The organism is uncultured Arcticibacterium sp., from assembly GCF_964021845.1.
Classification (GTDB): Bacteria; Bacteroidota; Bacteroidia; order Cytophagales; family Spirosomataceae; genus Arcticibacterium.
In genome coordinates this window covers 224,068-244,147 of record NZ_CAXHZC010000003.1, presented here as the reverse complement: position 1 = coordinate 244,147, position 20,080 = coordinate 224,068, and the positions used below count along the sequence as shown (strand labels likewise).

16 protein-coding genes and 1 tRNA gene are annotated in these 20,080 nt (G+C 37.6%); 13 read left to right on the top strand and 4 right to left on the bottom strand.

What is annotated here, in order from left to right; all coding sequences use genetic code 11:
- Nucleotides 1-21 precede the first annotated feature (21 nt).
- From gcvT to AADJ06_RS10555, 5 genes are all read left to right on the top strand, one after another.
- On the top strand, nucleotides 22-1,119 hold the full coding sequence (gcvT, locus tag AADJ06_RS10575; RefSeq protein ID WP_341226412.1) for a glycine cleavage system aminomethyltransferase GcvT: 1,098 nt from the start codon (nucleotides 22-24) through the stop codon (nucleotides 1,117-1,119).
- Between the two features lies 1 nt (nucleotide 1,120).
- Nucleotides 1,121-1,846, top strand: coding sequence for a beta-ketoacyl-ACP reductase (locus AADJ06_RS10570; protein WP_341226411.1), 726 nt, complete (start codon nucleotides 1,121-1,123; stop codon nucleotides 1,844-1,846).
- An 82-nt stretch (nucleotides 1,847-1,928) separates the two neighbouring features.
- A complete protein-coding gene (locus AADJ06_RS10565) occupies nucleotides 1,929-3,077 on the top strand; it encodes an acyl-CoA dehydrogenase (RefSeq protein WP_341226410.1) in 1,149 nt (382 codons plus the stop codon).
- Nucleotides 3,078-3,370: 293 nt separating this feature from the next.
- Nucleotides 3,371-4,294: an AraC family transcriptional regulator gene (locus AADJ06_RS10560; RefSeq protein ID WP_341226409.1), complete on the top strand. Its 924-nt coding sequence runs from the start codon at nucleotides 3,371-3,373 to the stop codon at nucleotides 4,292-4,294.
- A gap of 341 nt (nucleotides 4,295-4,635) precedes the next feature.
- Nucleotides 4,636-5,112 (top strand): hypothetical protein, encoded by a 477-nt coding sequence (locus tag AADJ06_RS10555; protein ID WP_341226408.1) that lies wholly within the window; start codon nucleotides 4,636-4,638, stop codon nucleotides 5,110-5,112.
- Nucleotides 5,113-5,447: 335 nt separating this feature from the next.
- Here the strand turns inward: AADJ06_RS10555 and AADJ06_RS10550 are convergent, their stop codons facing one another.
- The 4 genes from AADJ06_RS10550 to AADJ06_RS10535 form a co-directional block, all read right to left on the bottom strand.
- A complete protein-coding gene (locus AADJ06_RS10550; RefSeq protein WP_341226407.1) occupies nucleotides 5,448-7,493 on the bottom strand; it encodes a penicillin acylase family protein in 2,046 nt (681 codons plus the stop codon).
- A 108-nt stretch (nucleotides 7,494-7,601) separates the two neighbouring features.
- On the bottom strand, nucleotides 7,602-8,993 hold the full coding sequence (locus tag AADJ06_RS10545; protein WP_341226406.1) for a hypothetical protein: 1,392 nt from the start codon (nucleotides 8,991-8,993) through the stop codon (nucleotides 7,602-7,604).
- Nucleotides 8,994-9,357: 364 nt separating this feature from the next.
- Nucleotides 9,358-9,432 (bottom strand) — tRNA-Val (locus tag AADJ06_RS10540).
- A gap of 314 nt (nucleotides 9,433-9,746) precedes the next feature.
- Nucleotides 9,747-11,201 carry a tagaturonate reductase gene (locus AADJ06_RS10535; protein WP_341226405.1) on the bottom strand — a complete coding sequence of 485 codons (1,455 nt, stop codon included), beginning with the start codon at nucleotides 11,199-11,201 and terminating at the stop codon, nucleotides 9,747-9,749.
- Between the two features lie 287 nt (nucleotides 11,202-11,488).
- Between AADJ06_RS10535 and AADJ06_RS10530 the strand changes: the two genes are divergently transcribed.
- The 8 genes from AADJ06_RS10530 (at nucleotide 11,489) to AADJ06_RS10495 (ending at nucleotide 19,928) form a co-directional block, all read left to right on the top strand.
- Nucleotides 11,489-13,456, top strand: a complete 1,968-nt coding sequence (locus AADJ06_RS10530; RefSeq protein WP_341226404.1) for a HAMP domain-containing sensor histidine kinase — start codon at nucleotides 11,489-11,491, stop codon at nucleotides 13,454-13,456.
- 15 nt (nucleotides 13,457-13,471) lie between these two features.
- Nucleotides 13,472-14,170, top strand: a complete 699-nt coding sequence (locus AADJ06_RS10525) for a response regulator transcription factor (protein ID WP_341226403.1) — start codon at nucleotides 13,472-13,474, stop codon at nucleotides 14,168-14,170.
- Between the two features lie 145 nt (nucleotides 14,171-14,315).
- A complete protein-coding gene (locus AADJ06_RS10520) occupies nucleotides 14,316-15,347 on the top strand; it encodes a rod shape-determining protein (protein ID WP_111373174.1) in 1,032 nt (343 codons plus the stop codon).
- A gap of 28 nt (nucleotides 15,348-15,375) precedes the next feature.
- Complete coding sequence (gene mreC, locus AADJ06_RS10515; RefSeq protein ID WP_341226402.1) at nucleotides 15,376-16,230, top strand: rod shape-determining protein MreC; 855 nt, start codon at nucleotides 15,376-15,378, stop codon at nucleotides 16,228-16,230.
- Nucleotides 16,223-16,744: a hypothetical protein gene (locus AADJ06_RS10510; RefSeq protein WP_341226401.1), complete on the top strand. Its 522-nt coding sequence runs from the start codon at nucleotides 16,223-16,225 to the stop codon at nucleotides 16,742-16,744. The genes mreC and AADJ06_RS10510 overlap by 8 nt, the downstream gene beginning before the upstream one ends.
- Nucleotides 16,744-17,934 (top strand): serine hydrolase domain-containing protein, encoded by a 1,191-nt coding sequence (locus AADJ06_RS10505; protein ID WP_341226400.1) that lies wholly within the window; start codon nucleotides 16,744-16,746, stop codon nucleotides 17,932-17,934. Before AADJ06_RS10510 ends, AADJ06_RS10505 begins: the two co-directional genes overlap by 1 nt.
- Nucleotides 17,935-17,976: 42 nt before the next feature.
- Nucleotides 17,977-19,299 carry a vanadium-dependent haloperoxidase gene (locus AADJ06_RS10500; RefSeq protein ID WP_341226399.1) on the top strand — a complete coding sequence of 441 codons (1,323 nt, stop codon included), beginning with the start codon at nucleotides 17,977-17,979 and terminating at the stop codon, nucleotides 19,297-19,299.
- A 203-nt stretch (nucleotides 19,300-19,502) separates the two neighbouring features.
- A complete protein-coding gene (locus AADJ06_RS10495) occupies nucleotides 19,503-19,928 on the top strand; it encodes an Hsp20/alpha crystallin family protein (protein WP_341226398.1) in 426 nt (141 codons plus the stop codon).
- Nucleotides 19,929-20,080 lie beyond the last annotated feature (152 nt).

Here is a 20,080-nt window from a genome sequence, read left to right as displayed (position 1 = left end):
TTTAACAGAATTAAATTTAATATGTCGGAAATAAAGAACATTCCACTTGGTGATTTACATGAAAAACTTGGCGGTAAAATTGTACCTTTTGCAGGCTTTAATATGCCAGTTAGGTATTCATCGGACATTGAGGAGCACATGGCTGTTAGGGAGTCGGTAGGTATATTTGATGTAAGTCATATGGGGGAGTTTTACCTGAAGGGGGAAGGTGCTCTGGATTTGATTCAAAGAGTTTCTGCTAATGACGCTTCATTGCTTTATAACGGAAAGGCTCAGTATAGTTACCTGCCTAATGAGACAGGCGGAGTAGTAGACGACCTTTTGGTGTATAGAATTGACGAAGATGAGTATATGCTTGTGGTCAATGCTTCAAACATAGAAAAAGATTGGAATCACATTCAGAAGTATAATACCGAAAATGTGGAGATGGTTAATTGGTCTGATGACCTGTGCCTTTTTGCGGTACAAGGACCGAAGGCAAATGCCACACTTCAGAAATTGACACATATTCCTTTAGACAACATTGAATATTATAGTTTTACCAAAGGTACTTTTGGTGATGTAAAAGATGTCACCCTTTCTGCTACGGGTTACACGGGGGCGGGTGGCTTTGAATTATATGTTCCTAAAGAGAATGCGGAAGCCCTTTGGCATAAAATATTTGAGGCAGGTGCTGAATTTGACATAAAACCAATAGGCCTAGGAGCAAGAGATACTTTAAGATTAGAAATGGGGTATTGTCTATACGGAAACGATCTTTCCGACACTTTTTCTCCTTTAGAAGCTGGTTTGGGCTGGGTTACTAAGTTTACTAAAGACTTTGTGAATTCAGATAATCTGAAAGAAGAAAAGGAAAATGGCCTAAAAAGGAAGTTGGTAGGAGTAGAGCTAATAGATAAAGGTATTCCTAGAGCCCATTATGAAGTGTGCGATGCTGAGGGGGCGGTTATAGGAGAAGTTACATCAGGAAGCATGTCGCCAATGCTCAAAAAGGGTATTGCTTTGGCATTTGTAAATAAAGAATTTTCAAAAAAAGGGACGGAGGTTTTCATTAAAGTTAGAAAGAAAATGCTTCAAGCCGTGGTTAAAAGACCGCCCTTTGTAAAAACAGGAGTTTGATATGAGATTAAAAGACAAGGTTGCTATTGTAACTGGTGGTGCTAGAGGTATAGGAAAAGCTACGGCCGAACTTTTTGTAAAAGAAGGAGCTCAAGTAATTATTTGGGATGTTCTTGAAAACGGGGCAGAAACAGCTAATGCCATTGGGGCAAATTGTGTGTTTCAAAAAGTAGATGTTAAAGATTTGAAGTCTATAGAAGCAGCTGTTAGTTCAACAATATCCCAGTTCGGAAAAATTGACATTCTTGTAAACAATGCAGGAATTTTAAGAGACAAAAGTTTCCTTAAAATGAGTCAAGAGGAATGGCAATCTGTGATTGATATTAATTTAACGGGTGTTTTTAATTGTACAAAGGCCGTAGTCCCTCACATGGTAGAGAAGAAATACGGGCGAGTAATATGCACCTCTTCGGTAGTTGGAATCACTGGAGGGTTTGGTCAAACAAACTATGTGGCTAGCAAAGCCGCTATTATAGGCATGGTAAAAACATGGGCTAAGGAGTTTGGAAAGCATAACATTACAGCCAATGCTGTAGCTCCTGGTTTTATCAAGACGGATATGACTGATAGCATTCCGGAAGAAATTAGAAACGGCTTTATGGCCGACATTCCTGTGAGAAGGTTAGGAGAGCCGGCTGATATTGCGAATGCATATTTATTCTTAGCCACAGAAGAGGCTTCATATGTCAGTGGTCATACGCTTTCTGTAAACGGAGGTGTAGCCTAGAAATTAAGATTTATTAATAATAGTATGCTTGCATACTATTATTAACTCTTGTAACTTTGGTTTAACATCAACATAGAAACCAATGCAAGGAATTAATTTTGATTTATCGGAAGAACAGTTGGCTGTTCAAGAAGCTGCCCGTGATTTTGCGGAGAAGGAATTACTTCATGACGCAATAGAAAGAGATACACATTCAAAATTTCCAGAAAAGCAGGTCAAAATGATGGGAGAGCTCGGCTTTCTCGGAATGATGGTAGACCCTGAGTTTGGCGGCGGCGGTATGGACACCATCAGTTATGTGCTGGCTATGGAAGAAATAGCCAAAATTGATGCTTCTGCAGCCGTGGTGATGTCTGTAAATAATTCCTTGGTTTGTTGGGGCCTTGAAAAGTATGGAACGCAAGCTCAAAAGGAAAAATACTTGAAGCCTTTGGCTTTAGGAGAAAAACTGGGTTGCTTTTGCCTTTCGGAACCAGAAGCGGGTTCGGATGCTACCTCCCAAAAAACAACAGCTATTGATAAAGGAGACCATTATTTGGTCAATGGTACTAAAAACTGGATTACCAATGGCGGCTCTTCTGATATTGCCTTGGTGATAGCTCAAACCGATGCAGACAAAGGTCACAGAGGTATAAATGCCTTAATTATTGAAAAGGGAACAGAGGGTTTTGTGGTTGGGAAAAAAGAAGACAAAATGGGAATTAGGTCTTCAGATACACATTCTTTGATGTTTTCTGATACTAAAGTTTCAAAAGAGAATAGGATTGGTGATGATGGGCATGGCTTTAAGTTCGCCATGGGTACGCTTGATGGCGGTAGAATTGGTATTGCGGCTCAAGCATTAGGAATAGCTTCAGGTGCTTATGAGCGAGCTCTTCAATACTCTAAAGAGCGAAAGGCTTTTGGTAAGGAGATTTCAAGACACCAAGCTATTCAGTTTAAACTGGCAGATATGCATACAAAAATTGAAGCAGCTAGGTTCTTAATTTATAAAGCCGCCTTTGAAAAAGACCAAGGTAGGAACTATTCTGAATCAGCGGCGATGGCCAAAGTTTATGCTTCTGAAGTAGCCATGTGGGTGACCACCCAAGCCGTTCAAGTGCATGGTGGTTATGGCTATGTGAAAGAGTATCATGTAGAAAGAATGATGCGAGATGCTAAGATTACAGAAATTTATGAAGGTACTTCTGAAATTCAGCGACTCGTAATCGCAAGATCTATATTGAAGTAAAACAACATAACATTGTATTTTTAAAGGGCGTCAAAAACGCCCTTTTTTTGTGTCTAATGCTTGCTTTCTATGTTTTTTACCAATTTTAGTTTATCGTTTAAGCTTGTAAATTTGTACGAAAGTTAGATTTTTTTGGGAAAAATGCTTGTTTGGTCTCGGTTTTGTATGAATAATTAAACATTCTTATCTAATTAAATTTTTGAGTCTCAAATAAATATTATTAGATTTGTACAAATAGTGTTAGGAAAGGCTATTAGTCTACAAAAAATTAAGAAGTATATAGTTTGTTGATTATGGAAGATTATAATAAAATTATTGAGTCGCTGGGTGTGAAATTTGCGAAAGCAAGGCACATTAACATTTTACAGCCAATAAGAATTAAGAATTTCTACGATGTGGAAAACACATTGCTTATCCTTTATGATGGCAATGTGAAGTTAGAGGGGATTGATGAGGAAATTGAAGCTGGCGACATGCTTTTTATTCCTGGTGGAAAATCTTCTAATATTACATATGGTTCGGGTGAGCCTAAAAACATTACTTACGAAGAATTCATGACCCGAAGAGAGCATTATTTTGATGCAATGACCATTCCTCATGAGATAGGAAAGGTGCGTAACTCTTTTGGTTTAATTGCTTTTGAAGCGAAGGTTTTTGACTCTGTTAACTTTTTTACCTCTTTAGATATACCACCATTTTTTATCAAGAATGATAGTAAACTGGCTGGTCTTATTAGAGATATTTTGGTGGAGGACTTTACGGACGAAGCAGGTAGAGGTAGAGTGATAATGAATAAAACCGAAGAGGTTGTTATTGAAATTATTCGCTTTATCTTAAGAAATAAAATGTTTGTGGAGCAATTAGCTACCAACAGTACTTATTTCAAAGACCCTCGTTTGATAGATATTTTTGCTTATATCAAAGAGAACCTAGAAGGTGACTTGTCAAATAAGCAGCTGGCCAATGTAGCTAACGTTTCTGAAGATTATGTCGGTCAATATTTCAAAATGTTGACAGGAATTAATCCTCAAGATTATATAGAGTATCAAAGAATGGAAGCAGCGGTTACGCTTCTGAGAACTTCTAAGAAAAGTATTCGTGCCATTGGTGCGGAAGTTGGTTATAAAGACACCGCTTATTTCTGTAGAAGATTTAAGATGATGTTCGGCATTCCAGCAGGAAAAATGAGACGTAGAGAGAGTTTATTAATAGGCTAATTCTCATTACATATATTGTATAAAAAAGGAGCCTAGTGCTCCTTTTTTTATGTGACACTACTACGAAGCTTTTAGCTTCGTAGTAGTGTCACAAGGCCTCCGCCCTGATACTCGGAATTTATACTTTTTTGCTACCCTGAAGCTGTATCAAAAACACTTTGAAACACGGGGGAAGGTTACTAGATTTGAAGCCTAGCAGGCGTACAATGATATAAATGAATTAGCCATTCAGGCCAGAGGCCTTTATTCACCACACCGAAGCTACAAGCTTCGGGGAGCGGAATATCCCACTTGTACAATGAAATTGCCCACACGATTATTGATTCAGACATAGGATACAAATGATTAAAAAGATTTCATTTTTATGGCGATGGGCTCTCGTACTGCTCAAGAGGAATAGAGCATTTTTAGCTTGGAGTGTTGCGTGCTTTCTATTCATTACTTTATATACCACGATTTACAGTTGTCGTGAAGAAGAGTATTTAAGTAAGGGTTCTTTTTATACCAAGTTAGAAGTAACCCGTGCTTACATGAGGAAAATGAAAGTAAACATCGATTATGAATATGAATATCAGGGAAATTGGATAGAATCAACAAGGACAGTTGGTGCTCAGCGTTTTGATATGGGCTTTGGTGCAGATAGAAGTGATATTGAAAGAGTAAAGAAGCTAGAATTACTTGTTGAGTTTTCTTCCATAACACCAGACTATCATAGAATCAGGTGGGATTTGGTATGCGAATTAGATAAATGTTTTAGCGATTCCACAGTTAATATTTGGGATAGTATACCGAAGGGCTGGGTAAAGGGGAAATATTGATTTAGCGAAAGTGGTAGAAATTGCATGATGTTTCTCTGCTCTGCCTTTAGTTTTTTTGACGTCGTATGTATGTTTGTCAATCTTCAGATTGATATAGGGTTTAAGCAAATTTAGTTTTGCAATAGAAAAAATAGTTGAAAATGTGACAGTTGCTCAATAGGTTCGAGGGCTAACCTGCTCCGCAAAGCCTTCCCGCCTGTCCTCCATTCGGCGGATAAATCTGCAGACTGGTTCGACTTGGTGGAATATGTTCTTAGGTCTTCAGACCGATTTAATGTCATTCTATTATTCTTATTTTAAAACAAAGCAAGGGCTAGATAATTATCTTACCCTTTTTATTTGGGCGAATAAACCCTTTCTGCATTTTTCAAAACCTTAGCCTTATTCAAAGTCATCTTCTTAGTCTTTTGTTTTACAAACATTTCCATCTGGTCGGCATAGTGTGGGCTTTCTGGGTGGTTAGAAGCACCGTAGTTTATGACGGTTTCTATTTCAGGTTTTTGGTTTTTCTTAAAGCGTACTAATTGTATATAAGATTCACCCGCCATTCCTTTACGCATGCCATCTTTGTAAGGGCTCGTGTACATGGCTGCCAAAACATCAGGAAGTCCGGGTAATGGAATTGCTTTGTCTCCTCTTACTAATTTTTGTACTTCTCCTAGAGCGACTTCGGTAGACCCAAAGTTTGCAATTAAGTGTTCTTTACTAGCCTGAATGGCTTTAATCGCCATCTCCTTTGATAGTACATCAACCTCTTTAGAGCCTTTAGTTACTTCTATGATTTCATAGGCAAGAATTGCGAAAAAGCCAGCATCCGTATTCTCAATATCAGATTTTCTATTCCAATTTTGAAGCAATTCTATCTCTTCAGCTATTTCGGGATACTTCTCGCTTTCCATTTCCCAGATGATATTGATATCTAAAGGGAAATGAAATTTCGCAGGATATTGACCATCATATTTGATGGATTTAAAATCATCGTAGCTCAGTTTATCATAGGCTTTCATTCTTTCTACAAATCGCATACTCCGGTTATTGTCTTTGAGCGGATATCCCATTGTTGGGTCAATAGCCTCTGGCTTTAGATTGTCAGATTCGGCAGAAGCATTAAAAACAGTATTGTTTGAATTGAACAAATAGCCAGACTTAGGATTTAAATATTGCGGTAAGTCGTCTAAAGGGTGAAATTCCGTCCACAGTGTTTCTGAGGTATTTCCTGGTAAAACACCTGACCAATCGTATATGGGATTCCTAATCGGAATTTTACCGTTCGAGACAAAGAAGATATTGTCTTGATTGTCGGCATATACGGTATTGAACCCAGGAATTGCTACCATTTCCATGGCTTTATGAAATTCTTGATAGTTGGTCGCTTTATTCATTTTATACCATTGTTCTACACCTCTTATGTCTTGATTTGCTCCCATTCTTATGGAATAAACACCGCCTTTTGTTTTTAAGGTAGCACCATATTCACTCCAATAAGCCTTCTTGCCAATGGGCAAGGTTATCCAGCCTAGGTTTACTTTTAGTTTAACTTTATTCTTTTCAAGCTTTTTCCATACACCGTCAAAGAGATACTTTCTAGAGTTTTTCGACTTCATCTCTAGTTTATAGACATCTATCTTGTCTTGATGATTTACTGTATGAGCCCACCCTAGGTTTTCATTGACCCCATGAAAAATAACGCAGCCTCCCGGGAAAAGGCCACCAAGCATATTCCAGCCTTCTTCACTTTGAAGGTGTGCCTCATACCATGCTACTGGCCCTTCTAAAGGCTGATGAGAATTGATGTTTAAAAAAGTTTCTCCTGTCGTTGTTTTGGCAGAGGAGAACGCAAAGGCATTTGAGCCTTTTATTTCTTCTTTGATTTTAGGTTTTTCTATAGTTCCGCCATAAATGTCTTTAATAACATCATCGGCCCCAGAAATAACGGATAAAGAAAGAATCAATGAGGAGACATAGTCATTCATGCTAACTGGAAAGGAGTTTTTGACCAAAATCTCTTCAGGGTGTAAGTTCGCATATCGGTTTAGTCCATCTAAGTAGCCTTTGGCCAAAGCCGTAAACTCAGGCGAAAGGGTATGCATTTTTGCTTTAGCTATTTCTTGTGTTTTTAAAAGACCAACAACGTAATCTACAGCAGCACCGTCTTTTCCTTTGAGCTTGCCAAGCATTCCTTTTCCTGCCAGTAGTGTTAATTGGATAGTTTTGAAGTCGTCTTCGGCATGAGCCCATGCTAGTCCGTAAGCCACTTCTGGGTCGGTTTTACCAAAAATATGTGGAACACCCCATTGGTCTCTCGCAATTTGAATGTTGGCAGTATTTATTTGAGCATAGCTCGAGAAAGCTATTAGAAAGAGTAGAAGTGTATTTTTCATAAATAGGGTGAAGTGTTTCTCGAATATACGCCAAAATAGAATGTCATATAAAAAGAAAGAGGTGGCTTTATGAAAAACCACCTCCTTGAATATGTTGTTTGTTCTAAATTAGGAGGTCTTCATCTGCATTATTTTACTAAATACTAAGAAAAGAACACCGCAAGAAATCCATGCAGGAAGTGTTAAGAAAGATAAAAATACGCCATTCGTTTTGGCGTAAAAGTAGAACCCACAAACACTTAATGCCCAAGCTAAAAGAACGGCCCAGTTTAGGTTTAATTTGTTCTTCTCTGCATAATTAGAGCTAACGTCAAATTTAGAAGAGAAATATTGGTCAAAAACGATAATGGCACCCACTGGAGCTAGAATGAAGCCATAAACAGCCACAAAATCTAATAATTGCATGGCAAAGGCAGGGAATATCCCAGCCGCCGTGGCTATTACACCTGCAATGATAGTGGCACCACTAGACTTCATTTTTGGAAACAACGTTTGAAAAGCCAAACCCGCTCTATAAATGGTTGGGTTTGCGGTAGTCCACCCAGCAAGAAGAACAACTAATACACCAAAGGCTCCTATGGCGTTATATGCAAGTGGTCCAGGAGCTACAGAAGGAGCTTCTCCGTTGGCTAAAAAGTTTATGGCCTCTGGCGTTTTAAGGTAAACAGCATAAAGCAATGCAGCGGCTATCCAAGCGATGTAATGTCCTACATACATACCAGCTGCCGTTGTCCATCCGGATTTCGCAGATTTGGCATAACGGAAAACAGATAAATCAGACATCCCAACGTGCATGGCAGCATTAGCAAACCAAGACCAAATAGCAACATGCCAAAATGTATATTTGATTTGACCAGGGAAAGGCTCTTTACCTTCACCCCAAATGTTCCAGAAGTCAGAAAAGCTATGAATCTCTAATTGACCCATGGCTACAATAGCAGCAGCTACAAAACCTACAATAATGATAGGAGACATCCAGTTGGCAGCTTTGGAAACCATAGCGTAGCCTTTTGCGGCTATTAGGGTAGTAATAGCACCTAGTACAACCACGATAATAATCCAAGTGATACCGTTAGGCATAACATCGGTTAGTTTCGGCATATCCATGTCAAATGGAATACCTACAGCCGTGGCTGATACCGTGAGCATGGAACCTGCTAAAAAGCAGAAAAGTATACCGTTGGCAATGTTATAAAACTTGACAAGGTTCTTGCCACAGATTTTTTCTAATTGGAAGTATAAGGTGAGTCTATTTTTGACACCAATTTCCGCGGTTAAGAATCGCCAAGAAAGTACGGCCATTAGGTTTCCAACAAAAAGGCCAGCCAAAAGGTCAAAAGCACTAACACCTGTGGTTAGGAAAAGGGGGCCAATGACGAATTCAGTACCGGCAGCATGTTCGCCTGCATACATGCCTAAAAAGCTTTTCCATCCTTTCAGTGCTTTTTTGGGAACGGGTTCTCTTTCGTATTCTTCAGCAACGACAACTTCTTCGCTCATTTTATTTCTTATAGGGTTTGACAAGCAAATTAGTACAAACGATTGATAAACCGATGGTTTATATATCTGGCTTGGCATTTTGAAAAGGTAAGGGCTAGGTTTTTGGGGTTGGTTTTATGCTAGCGGGAAGTATTAGATTTAGAACTATATTTTGTGTAACTATTTGTATATAAAGTTATTAATTAGTTGTGATAGAATGGAAATCTACGATTAATCTCTAAAATAGCGACGAAAAGGTAAAGTGTGAGGATATGGACAGTATAGGATTGTGGGTCTTCTTTAATCTCGGTTTTCGTGGAAGTAAAAACCCTAAAAATCAAAAAGCGTTAACAAATTTTACTTTGCTAACGCTTTGATTTCGAAGTGGGAGTTGAGGGATTCGAACCCCCGACCCTCTGCTTGTAAGGCAGATGCTCTGAACCAACTGAGCTAAACTCCCTTCGTTTGGGATTGCAAAGATGCAGGATGAGTTTAAATTTTCCAAACACTAGGCAGAAAAAAGTTAAAATATTTTCAAAATAATTTTTGAGCGAAATCCAAATTGTATTTATGCCGCATTAATTTGAATTTTTATTTTAAAAATGTTTGCGAAAAAAATCGAACCCACTGTTTGGGATAACAATTCTATTATTAGATTTGCTCAATCATTTATTCAACCGTATTCTTACACAAAAGCGTTGGAAATCAAACAGAAGATTACTTCCGTGCGACTACCAACGCTTTTTCTTTTAAGTCTCCTTATTTTAAGAAAGGCTAGGCAAATACATTTAATGCCGAAACCACTTCTTTTACACCAAGCATATTCATGTTGCAAAGGTGCGTAGCTACTGCATCCTCAAACCCTTCTAAGGTGCATAAGTCCATTCCCCAAAAATCAGTATTGCTTAGGGCTTTTTTTGCTAATTCTTTTGCATCGCCACACTTCCATGCTTCAAAATACCACGCTGCCTGGTCATCATTTAGGATATAGTTTTCACCATTATGCTCACCAAAGTATTGTCCGTTCTCTTCTTTAACAGCTTTCATAAATAATAAGTAAGCCGCCATGCCTCTTGCGAAGTAATGAGGAACATTGCCAAATACTTCATAATACCTTGTCAAAAGAGGAATGGTCCTCATTTGTATTTTCATGGTATACTGGAAAGTAATGCTATGCCATTTATGATCAAGATATGGGTTTCTGAATCTGTCAATAATTTCTCTTCCATAACGCTGAACCACCTTAGGGTCTACTTTTGAAGAAACCGCCGGAGCAAGTTCAGTCAGCATTAAGTTCGAAATGAATTTTTCTATAATATCATTATTAAGAGCTTCCTTAACCGTTTCAAAATCGGCTAAAAAGCAAAGGCCACACATTAATGTATGTGGTGCATTAAGCATTCTTAGCTTAAGCTCACGATACTGTGTAATATCCTTTTCTACTACTACTCGCTCATCTGCTTGCTCAAAAGAAAGCCTTTTCTTTACATCTTCGTTTCCTTGAATAGCCCAAAGAGCATATACTTCAGATTTTGTGAGAAGCTGGTCTTCGTAACCAAGTTCTTTATAAATCTCTTGAAGCTCATCTTTAGCTGGTTTTCCAGGAACAATTCTGTCTACTAGAGAATTACAGAAATCAGTTTCATTTTCAATCCAGTTTTTAAATTCGCTGCTAAGGTTTTGGTCTTCTATTTGACGAAGAATAAGGTCTTTTAAAACATCACCGTTGTCTACCACTAATTCTGTAGGAATGATAATTACGCCAGGTAGGCCAGCATTAAATCTTCTTTGTAACCAAGCAGTAAGTTTTCCTGGGAATGAAGTAGGAACGCCATCTAAAGTTTCTTTGACATACTTTAGGCCTACTTCAGTGGTATTACTTATTACCACATCCATGTCAGGGTTTTCAGCAGTTTTAAGAATTTCCTCCCATTGAGTGCTAGCAGCCAAAACCCGGCTTATTGTTTCGCAAACAACGTTTTTAGAAATGTTTTCGCCACTTTTTATTCCTCTTACGCAAACGGTATAAAGGTTGTCTTGTGCGTTAAATACTTCAATTCCGCCTGGCATCGACTTTACCACTACCGCACTTCCTTTAAAAAAGCCGTCGTTGTTGGCTTTGTCAATAAGGAAATCGCATAAGCCACGAAGCAATACGCCTGTACCAAACTGTAATATTCTTTCTGGGTGTTTTTCTTGTCTCGCGTGAGATGCTTCTGAAAGCTTCATGATCATTAAGAGGGTTGTTGTTTCGGGTAAAAGTAATAAATAAGGGGAATTTGACTATCCAATAAAGTGAATTTTACACAATTGAGTTGTAATAAACGCTTTCATAGTATTAGTATATGGGCATGCTGCTAAGGTTTTTAGCGAGAAAGTGTGTTTGATTTAGAACTTCTTTTAACTGGGTTTTGGGCTTAGACTAGGTTAAAAAGTGTTAAACGCTGAAGCGGTGGCTAGCGAAACTTTATTTTTGTAATATGAATCAAATGTTAATCAGCTCTTTTTCTGCTTAAATGAAGAATATAAAATACATCATTGGTTTAATGTTATTTGCTCTAATCGCACTGATAGCTTTTCAGTGGTATTGGATTGAAAATGCTCTTGTGGTTAAGAGAGAGCAATTTGATAGAAAAGTAGTGGAGTCAATGAACCAGGCCGTAAATAGAGTGGAGAAACAAGAGGTTCTATTTCTGGCAAACAAAAAAATTAAAGAACAGGAACTCTTGGCTTTAGCATCTTTAACTGACCAAGGTAAGCCAAAAAAGAAGCTAAAGAGGGTTTTAAAGAAGAAGCCAACTTCAGCAAAAACGAAAAAAAAAGTAAGTGAGCCATTATTGGCAAAGAAAACACCCGTTGAAGAGCCTGTTAGGCAGTCTGCAATTGCAAGACCGGATACTCATTTTGTGGTTTTTGACCCAAGAACTGGTTTGCCTGCCATGGAAGAGTTTACTATCAATATTCAGTTATCAGATGCTGGTTTTGACGAGAGAAATCTTTTGCCAGAAAATAGAATGGCTTTTGTTAAAAAGATGATGCGTGAGCAAAACATGATTTTGCAACAATTAGATCAAAGGTCTGGCGATGCCATCAATAGAAATCAAGGAATTAATCAAATCCTAAATATAATTGATCAAGAGTTCAGGGCTTTTGTAAATGCGGGCCAAAGAATGGGGCCAATGGGCTTACAGCAGTCTAATGGTCAATTAGCGGTAATAGGCGATACGCTTAGTAGAGCTCAGCAAACAAACTTAGACACAGCAAGAGCACGTCAAAAACAAAATGTCTCAAAACCAAAACCCAAAGCGAAGGCGGTGGCTACTGAGCTGGAAGAACCAGAATATGAATGGGTGGAGGTAGTGGATGATAGTGAGCAGCTGGAGAAATCTAGAAATAAAGCAGATTTAGTCAAAGATGTTTTTACCGATTTTATGCAAGGTAAAAGAGATATTTACGAACGTGTAAATCAGGAAATGCTAGACACGTTGCTTAAGCAAGAACTGAAAAATCACGGCATCGATTTAGCTTTTGAGTACGGCGTAAAAGACAAAGGGAATATGCGATTTGCTTCTTTCGGCCTTGATAATAATCCTGAATTAAGCGATTTGGCTTATAATGTTAAGCTATTTCCTAACGACGCTTTTCAGCAAGACCAGTACCTATATGTTTACTTTCCGCGAAAGGAGAATTTTATAATGGGTAACATGTGGTCTGTTTTTGGTAGCTCACTGGTCTTGATTTTAATGATAGGCGGTATTTTCTTCACTTCAGTAAACACCATGCTGAAACAGAAAAAACTGTCAATGATTAAGAACGATTTTATCAATAACATGACACATGAGTTCAAAACGCCTATATCTACCATTTCATTAGCTGTGGAGGTTATGAAAGATGCCAGCATGAAAAATGATCCTGAAAAATATTTAAACATCATAAAAGATGAAAATAGCAGGCTTGGAAGCCAGGTAGAAAAAGTGCTTCAGATGGCTCTTTTAGATAAAGGGCATGTTAAATTAAATCAAACTGAAGTAGATCTTCATGAAACCATAGAGCAGGTTTGTCAAAACCTAAGCGTTCAAATAGAAAATAAAGAAGGAAGCTTAGAGTTAGATCTAGCAGCAAGCAATCCTGAAATTATAGCAGATGAAGTTCACATGACTAATGTGATTTATAATTTGCTTGATAATGCAAACAAATATTCTTCAGAAAAACCAAAAATTAAAGTGGCTACAAGAGACACAGTTGGAGGTGTTTCTGTAATTATAAGTGATGAGGGTATTGGAATGAAAAAAGATCAGCTAGGCAAAATCTTTGATAAGTTCTATAGAGTTTCTACCGGAAACGTACATGATGTAAAAGGTTTTGGCCTTGGCTTAAGCTACGTCAAAAAAATGATGGATTTGCATCATGGAAATATTAAAGTCAACAGCATTGTTGGCAAAGGAACAACTTTTGAATTAGAATTTTTAAACACGGCAGTCTAACCAATTAACATAAAAATGGAAAACCAATTAAAGATCTTGTTAGCGGAAGATGACCCCAATTTAGGGATGCTACTTCAAGAGTATTTGTCGTCAAAAGGCTATACAGTAGAGCTGGCAAGAGATGGAAATCAAGGTTTAGACATGTTCTTAAATGTTGGTGGTTTTGATTTATGTCTTTTAGATGTCATGATGCCAAAAAAAGATGGTTTCTCTTTAGCCAAAGAAATTCGGCTCAAAGATGAGAATGTCCCAATTATATTTTTGACGGCAAAGTCAATGAAGGAGGATACCATCCAAGGTTTTAAAAGTGGAGCAGACGACTATATGACAAAGCCTTTCAGTATGGAAGAGCTTTTGATGAGAATAGCGGCCATACTAAGACGAGTGAGTAAACAAGAGCCAGAAGAGGTTCAAGAAGAGTTTAAAATTGGGCCTTATTCGTTTAACACTATTGACTTAAAGTTGACTCTAAATGGGGGAGAATCTAAAAAGTTGACTACCAAAGAATCGGAGCTTTTAAAGCTGTTTTGTCAAAACCCAAATAAGCCGGTAAGTAGGAGTTATGCTTTGAAATTAATTTGGGGAGACGACTCCTATTTTAACGCCCGCTCTATGGATGTTTACATTACCAAACTTCGTAAACATCTAAAGGCAGACGAGAACATTAAAATCCTAAACTTACACGGCGAAGGTTTTAAGTTGATAACCGGCTGATTTAGAGTGAGCTAAATATTTGTTGGGAATAAATGGTTTCAAAAGAAAACTAAGCAAGAAAAATCTTTAGCCAAAGAAAATTTTGCAAATAATAATCGTAAATTTGCATCCATTATTTCCATATTTTTAAGAATTAACTCTTCGGATGGCAGGACTATTTAGCTTTCTTACTAGCGACATCGCAATTGATTTGGGTACAGCGAATACCCTTATTATTCACAAAGACAAAATTGTTGTTGATGAACCTTCAATAATTGCCTTAGATAAGGTAAGCGGGAAAGTCTTGGCTATTGGTCACAAGGCCATGCAGATGCATGAAAAGACCAATGAAAATATTAAAACCATCAGGCCCCTTAAAGATGGTGTAATTGCTGATTTTACAGCAGCTGAGTTGATGATTAGAGGAATGATTAAGATGATTGACTCTGGAAAGAGTTGGTTCTTTTCTCCATCACACAGAATGGTTGTTTGTATTCCTTCAGGAATTACGGAAGTTGAAAAACGTGCCGTTAAAGATTCTTGTGAGCACGCAGGTGCTAAGGAGGTTTATATGGTTCATGAACCAATAGCTGCAGCAGTTGGTATTGGAATCGACATTGAGCAGCCTAACGGGTCAATGATTGTTGACATCGGAGGAGGTACTACCGAGATTGCTGTAATAGCTCTTTCAGGAATAGTTTGCGAAGCTTCTGTTAGAATCGCTGGAGACCTTTTCACTAGAGACATCGTAGACTATATGCGTAGAGAGCATAACCTTTTAATAGGGGAGCGTTCTGCAGAGTCTATTAAAATACAAGTAGGAGCTGCATTACCAGATTTAGATGATGCACCTGCAGACATCGAAATTAGAGGTAGAGATTTGATGACCGGAATTCCTAAGGAAATTAAAGTTACATACAGTGAAATAGCTTACGCTTTAGATAAGTCTATCTCTAAAATAGAAGAGGCTATCATGAGAGCCTTAGAAATGTCTCCACCGGAGCTTTCTGCTGATATCTTTGAGAATGGGATTTTCCTTACTGGCGGTGGTGCATTGCTTCATGGTTTAGATAAGAGATTGGAACTTAAAACTAAGCTTCCTATTCATGTGGCAGAAGACCCGCTTAAGGCGGTAGTAAGAGGAACAGGTGAAATTCTTAAGAATATTGAGAAATTCCAAGCTGTTTTAGTTCATTAGAATTTATCATTTGAGCATTTAATTTTTTATGTCTCAATTACTTGGGCTTTTAAACAAAGCCAAATACTTTTTCTTATTCCTATTTATGGAGATTGTCTCCTTTGCACTTATTCGTAAGAATAATCTGCAATGGGATGTTAATGTCTTCAATTCCACCAACGCTGTGGCTGCGAATACAATGGCCGCTACTTATAAGGCGAAAGAATATCTTTATCTTAAAGAAGAGAACTTAGGTTTAGCAAACGAAAATAAAGCTCTGAGAGATAAGGTGGTTGAGCTAGAGCAAAAACAAGGAAGGCCTGACGCTTTCTATAGAGTTGATTCCATTTATGCTCAGCGGTTTGACTTTCAGGTAGCTAAGGTAATTAATAGTACTACGGCAAGAAATAAAAACTATATCACTATTGATAAGGGTAGGCTGGACGGCATTGAACCAGGAATGGGAGTAATAGGGCCGAGAGGTGTGGTAGGTCAGGTGATGTCATGTAGTCAGCATTTTTCTAGAATCTACAGCATACTTCATGATGATTTTAGAGTTTCTTCAGAGGTTACTAATCAAAAATTAAGGGAGTCTGGTCAAACAGCTTTAGGTTTGGCTAATTGGAACGGTGTTTCACATGACGTGGTGAAATTAGGAACTATTGATAAGTTTAAGAAAGTATCAGTTGGCGATAGTGTAGTAACATCATCTCAGAATTTAATTTTTCCTCCAAACATCTTAGTAGGCACCATAAAAATGGTTGCTACTCCTGATAATGGAGCTTTCCATGATTTAGATGTGACTTTAGCCACAGATTTCGGAGGTTTGACCTACGTTTATGTGGTTAATAATAAATTAGTGGATGAGCAATTAAACTTAGAAAGGGAGGACGAGAATGAATAGTCAAAGTTTAATAAAGGCCGCTTTAGTTGTTATACTCTACTTAGCTCTTCAAATTCTGTTGGTGCGTAATCTTGTGCTTTATGATGTAGCTTTTTGTTTTATATACATCGTAGCTATTTTATGGTTGCCGGGCGATATGGATACCCTCTGGGTAATTCTAATTAGCTTTTTTATTGGCTTGACGGTAGATGTGTTTTATAATACGGCTGGTGTGCATGCCGCTGCATGTACTTTAGTTGGTTTTTTAAGGCGTGGCATACTTCTGTACTTTTTCCCTGCCAAAGGAATTGAAAATGACTTGAGTGTTACGCTTCCGGAGCTTGGTCACCAGCGTTACCTCGTTTACATTACTGTTTTGGTGTTTATTCACCACCTTGCCCTTTTCTTCATTGAGGCAGGAGGCACACATTTGTTTTTACATACGCTTCTGAAAATATTTTCTAGTACAGTTTTTACCGTTTTGGTTATTTATCTAAGCAGTGTTTTCACTTCTAATTTGTCTGTACAGAGATAATGCTCTTAAGGTTTTTTTATTCCATCCTGTTTTGTGCTACCTTCTTTTATTCTTGTAACTCCAAGTCTGGAGAAGAAACAGTAGTAAGTACCATTGATTCTGAATTGCTCAAGCAGCAGAAAATAGATTCTTTGAGAAAGGAAATATCGGCTTCCAAAAAAGAGGTGTTGCTGAAGGATTTTGTTCAAAGTAAGGTTAAAAAGGGTTTTAATGGAAGCATTTTGATAGCCCAAAGTGGTGTTGTTTTGTGTGATACGTCCATTGGCTTCGCAAATTTTGAGGACTCTATTTTGATTGGAGATGAAACCCCATTTCAGCTGGCCTCTTTGTCGAAAACATTTACGTCTGTTGCCATTATGCAATTGGTGGAAAAGGGAAAACTAAGTCTAGATTTAACAGTTAAAGATTATTATCCTGATTTTCCTTATGAAGGAGTAACGCTTCGAAGCTTGCTAAGTCATAGGTCTGGTCTCCCATATTATGAGTATACGTTTGACTTAAAGGCGAGAAAGGAAAAACTTTATCCTGATAATCAAATGCTATTGGATTGGTTTGTTAAAGCGAACCCATCGCCAAAGGCTTTCAATTTACCAGACCACTATTTCTCATATAATAATACCAACTTCGCTATTCTTGCTGCCATTGTAGAGAAGGCTTCTGGCTTAAGCTTTAAAGATTATTTAAGGAAGGAGATTTTTGTGCCTTTAGGAATGTCTAATTCTTATTTTGCTTCAGAATTGAGAGATTCAACCAACAGAACCTTTGGGTATCAGAATAGAAGGAGGATTCCTTTTGATATATATGATAATATTGGAGGGGATAAAGGTGTTTTTTCTACAACCAAAGATTTATTGAAATGGTACCAAGCTTTGAGATCTGAAAGCATTTTAAAGAAAGAAACCTTAAGAGAAGTTTATACGCCAAGAAGTTTTGAGTTTCCAGGCTTAAGAAATTATGGTTATGGTTTTAGGTTATGGGTAAATGATAAGCAACAAACTGATTATATTTACCATACAGGTTGGTGGAAAGGTTATAACACCATTATGTTTTTTGATTTGAGAGAAGACTTCGTTATTATTTTGTTGAGCAATCGTTATAATAGGGATGTTTATCGTATTAAAGAAGTAATTGATATTTTGCATAATGGTGAAAAGAAAACTAGTGTAGAAGAGAATATTCTTGACGAATAAGTATTTGTATTTTTGAGTGAATTATTAAGATTTTAATCGGATATGAAAAAAGTAGTACTGCTTTTAATAGCAGCTTTTGTTTTTGTTGGATGTGAAAGAAAAACACCAGAAGAATATGGTAAGGTCACTAATAACCCACAATATTTTCACGACGCGGTTGATAAGTTGACCGAAGTTATAATTCATGATATTTTTTCTCCGCCTGTGGCAAGTAGAATTTATTCTTATTCTACATTGGCAGCTTATGAGGCTATGGTTCCCTCAGACGAAAGGTTTGTAAGTATGTCGGGTCAATTTAATGGTTTTGAAAATGTTCCTAAACCTGAAGAGGGAAAGGAGTATTGTTATCCTTTAGCAAGCATTAAAGCTTTATTGGTAGTAGCAAAAAGTCAGACTTTTACTGTAGATAAGTATAATGATTTTGAGGAGAAGCTTTATAAAGACTTTCAGGAAGCGGGTGTACCATCAGACGTTTATGATAGATCTTTGAAATTTGGGGAGGCTATTGGCGAGCATGTAAAAGAATATTCTAAAGGAGATAATTATCCTCAAACTAGAGGTTTAAGATATACGGTAAAAAATGAGCCAGGCTTATGGGTGCCAACACCACCCCAATATGGTGATGCTATGGAGCCTTATTGGATGACTATCAGGCTTTTCGTTTTAGATTCAGCCAATCAATTTACCCCACCCCCACCCCCACCTTATAGTTTAGATAAGTCGAGCCATTTTTGGGAGGAGTTAATGGAAGTTTATAATATCTCAAAAAATAGGACAGAGGAGCAGGAAAGTATGGCGTGGTTTTGGGATGATAATGCTTTTGTAATGAATGTGCAGGGGCATGTTATGTTTGCTAACAAGAAAATGACTCCTGGTGGTCATTGGCTTGCAATAGCTAAAACAGCCCTGAAAGATCAAAAAAAATCTGCTATCGAATCTGTGGAGGCTTATTTTATGGTTTCTACAGCTCTTCATGAAGCATTTATTTGTAGTTGGGAAGAAAAGTATAGAAGCGAAAAGATTAGACCAGAAACTGTAATTAATGCTGAGTTTGACTCTGATTGGGTTCCTTATTTACAAACACCTCCTTTTCCGGAATATACGAGTGGGCATAGTACTATATCTGCAGCATCGGCGGAGACTTTGACAGGTTTATTAGGAGATAATTACGCTTTTACTGATTCTACAGAGTTTCCTTATGGTCATGGTGTGAAGTCTTTCCCTTCTTTTAGAGAGGCTGCTACAGCGTGCTCGTATAGTAGAATGTATGGTGGAATTCATTATAGATCGGGTTGCGAGGAAGGGCAGGCTGCTGGTATCAGAATAGGGCAGCATTTATTGAATAAGATTAAAACTCGTAAGTAAAATCCTTCTTAAATATTTGTGTACCCTGTCATTTTATGACGGGGTATTTTTTTTGCCCAGGCAGAAAGAGACAAACTGTCATGCTTTAAGTTGCATTATTGAGGAAAAGGAGACAAACTGTCTTTCTTTTTTGATTGGAACAAGACTTGTTGAGGATTAATCGAATTGTAAAAATGATTTAAAACTTAACAACAATAATAATTATGAACACTTTAGTAAAATCTTTTAGACCTGCAGGTGCATATCCTTCACTATTTAATACACTTTTTAGCGAGGGTGAGATTTTTAATGAAAACCGTTTAAAACAGTCTACTCCATCAGCGAATGTATTGGAATCAGACGAGGCTTTCAAATTAGAATTAGCAGTACCTGGATTTAAAAAAGAAGACTTCAAGATCAATGTGGATGGGAAGAATTTGAAAATATCGACTGTGAAAAAGGAAGAGTCAAAAGAGAACTATGTGAGAAGAGAGTTTAGCTTCTCATCTTTTGAAAGGTTTTTTTATCTACCAAAGTCAGTAGATGTGGATAAAATTGAAGCTTCGTATGAAGATGGAATTTTGAGTCTTACTTTGCCGAAGAAGGAAGAAGCTAAGCCTAAAGAGCCGAGGTTTATCAGTGTAGGATAAGTTAAGAAGGTATTTTGAGACGGCTTTGCTTATGCTGAGCCGTCTTTTTGCGATAAAAGGCTGTTAAATAATGTTAAGACTGTGTGGAGTCTTTGAATTTAAATCGGCAAGCCTTCGTTTCTTAGGTACAAAAAAATATTTTTGTATGAATT

Coding starts and splice junctions, on each gene's coding strand:
- gcvT (WP_341226412.1), top strand. CDS start 22: ATGTCGGAAATAAAGAACATTCCACTTGGTGATTTACATGAAAAACTT.
- AADJ06_RS10570 (WP_341226411.1), top strand. CDS start 1,121: ATGAGATTAAAAGACAAGGTTGCTATTGTAACTGGTGGTGCTAGAGGT.
- AADJ06_RS10565 (WP_341226410.1), top strand. CDS start 1,929: ATGCAAGGAATTAATTTTGATTTATCGGAAGAACAGTTGGCTGTTCAA.
- AADJ06_RS10560 (WP_341226409.1), top strand. CDS start 3,371: ATGGAAGATTATAATAAAATTATTGAGTCGCTGGGTGTGAAATTTGCG.
- AADJ06_RS10555 (WP_341226408.1), top strand. CDS start 4,636: ATGATTAAAAAGATTTCATTTTTATGGCGATGGGCTCTCGTACTGCTC.
- AADJ06_RS10550 (WP_341226407.1), bottom strand. CDS start 7,493: ATGAAAAATACACTTCTACTCTTTCTAATAGCTTTCTCGAGCTATGCT.
- AADJ06_RS10545 (WP_341226406.1), bottom strand. CDS start 8,993: ATGAGCGAAGAAGTTGTCGTTGCTGAAGAATACGAAAGAGAACCCGTT.
- AADJ06_RS10535 (WP_341226405.1), bottom strand. CDS start 11,201: ATGAAGCTTTCAGAAGCATCTCACGCGAGACAAGAAAAACACCCAGAA.
- AADJ06_RS10530 (WP_341226404.1), top strand. CDS start 11,489: ATGAAGAATATAAAATACATCATTGGTTTAATGTTATTTGCTCTAATC.
- AADJ06_RS10525 (WP_341226403.1), top strand. CDS start 13,472: ATGGAAAACCAATTAAAGATCTTGTTAGCGGAAGATGACCCCAATTTA.
- AADJ06_RS10520 (WP_111373174.1), top strand. CDS start 14,316: ATGGCAGGACTATTTAGCTTTCTTACTAGCGACATCGCAATTGATTTG.
- mreC (WP_341226402.1), top strand. CDS start 15,376: ATGTCTCAATTACTTGGGCTTTTAAACAAAGCCAAATACTTTTTCTTA.
- AADJ06_RS10510 (WP_341226401.1), top strand. CDS start 16,223: ATGAATAGTCAAAGTTTAATAAAGGCCGCTTTAGTTGTTATACTCTAC.
- AADJ06_RS10505 (WP_341226400.1), top strand. CDS start 16,744: ATGCTCTTAAGGTTTTTTTATTCCATCCTGTTTTGTGCTACCTTCTTT.
- AADJ06_RS10500 (WP_341226399.1), top strand. CDS start 17,977: ATGAAAAAAGTAGTACTGCTTTTAATAGCAGCTTTTGTTTTTGTTGGA.
- AADJ06_RS10495 (WP_341226398.1), top strand. CDS start 19,503: ATGAACACTTTAGTAAAATCTTTTAGACCTGCAGGTGCATATCCTTCA.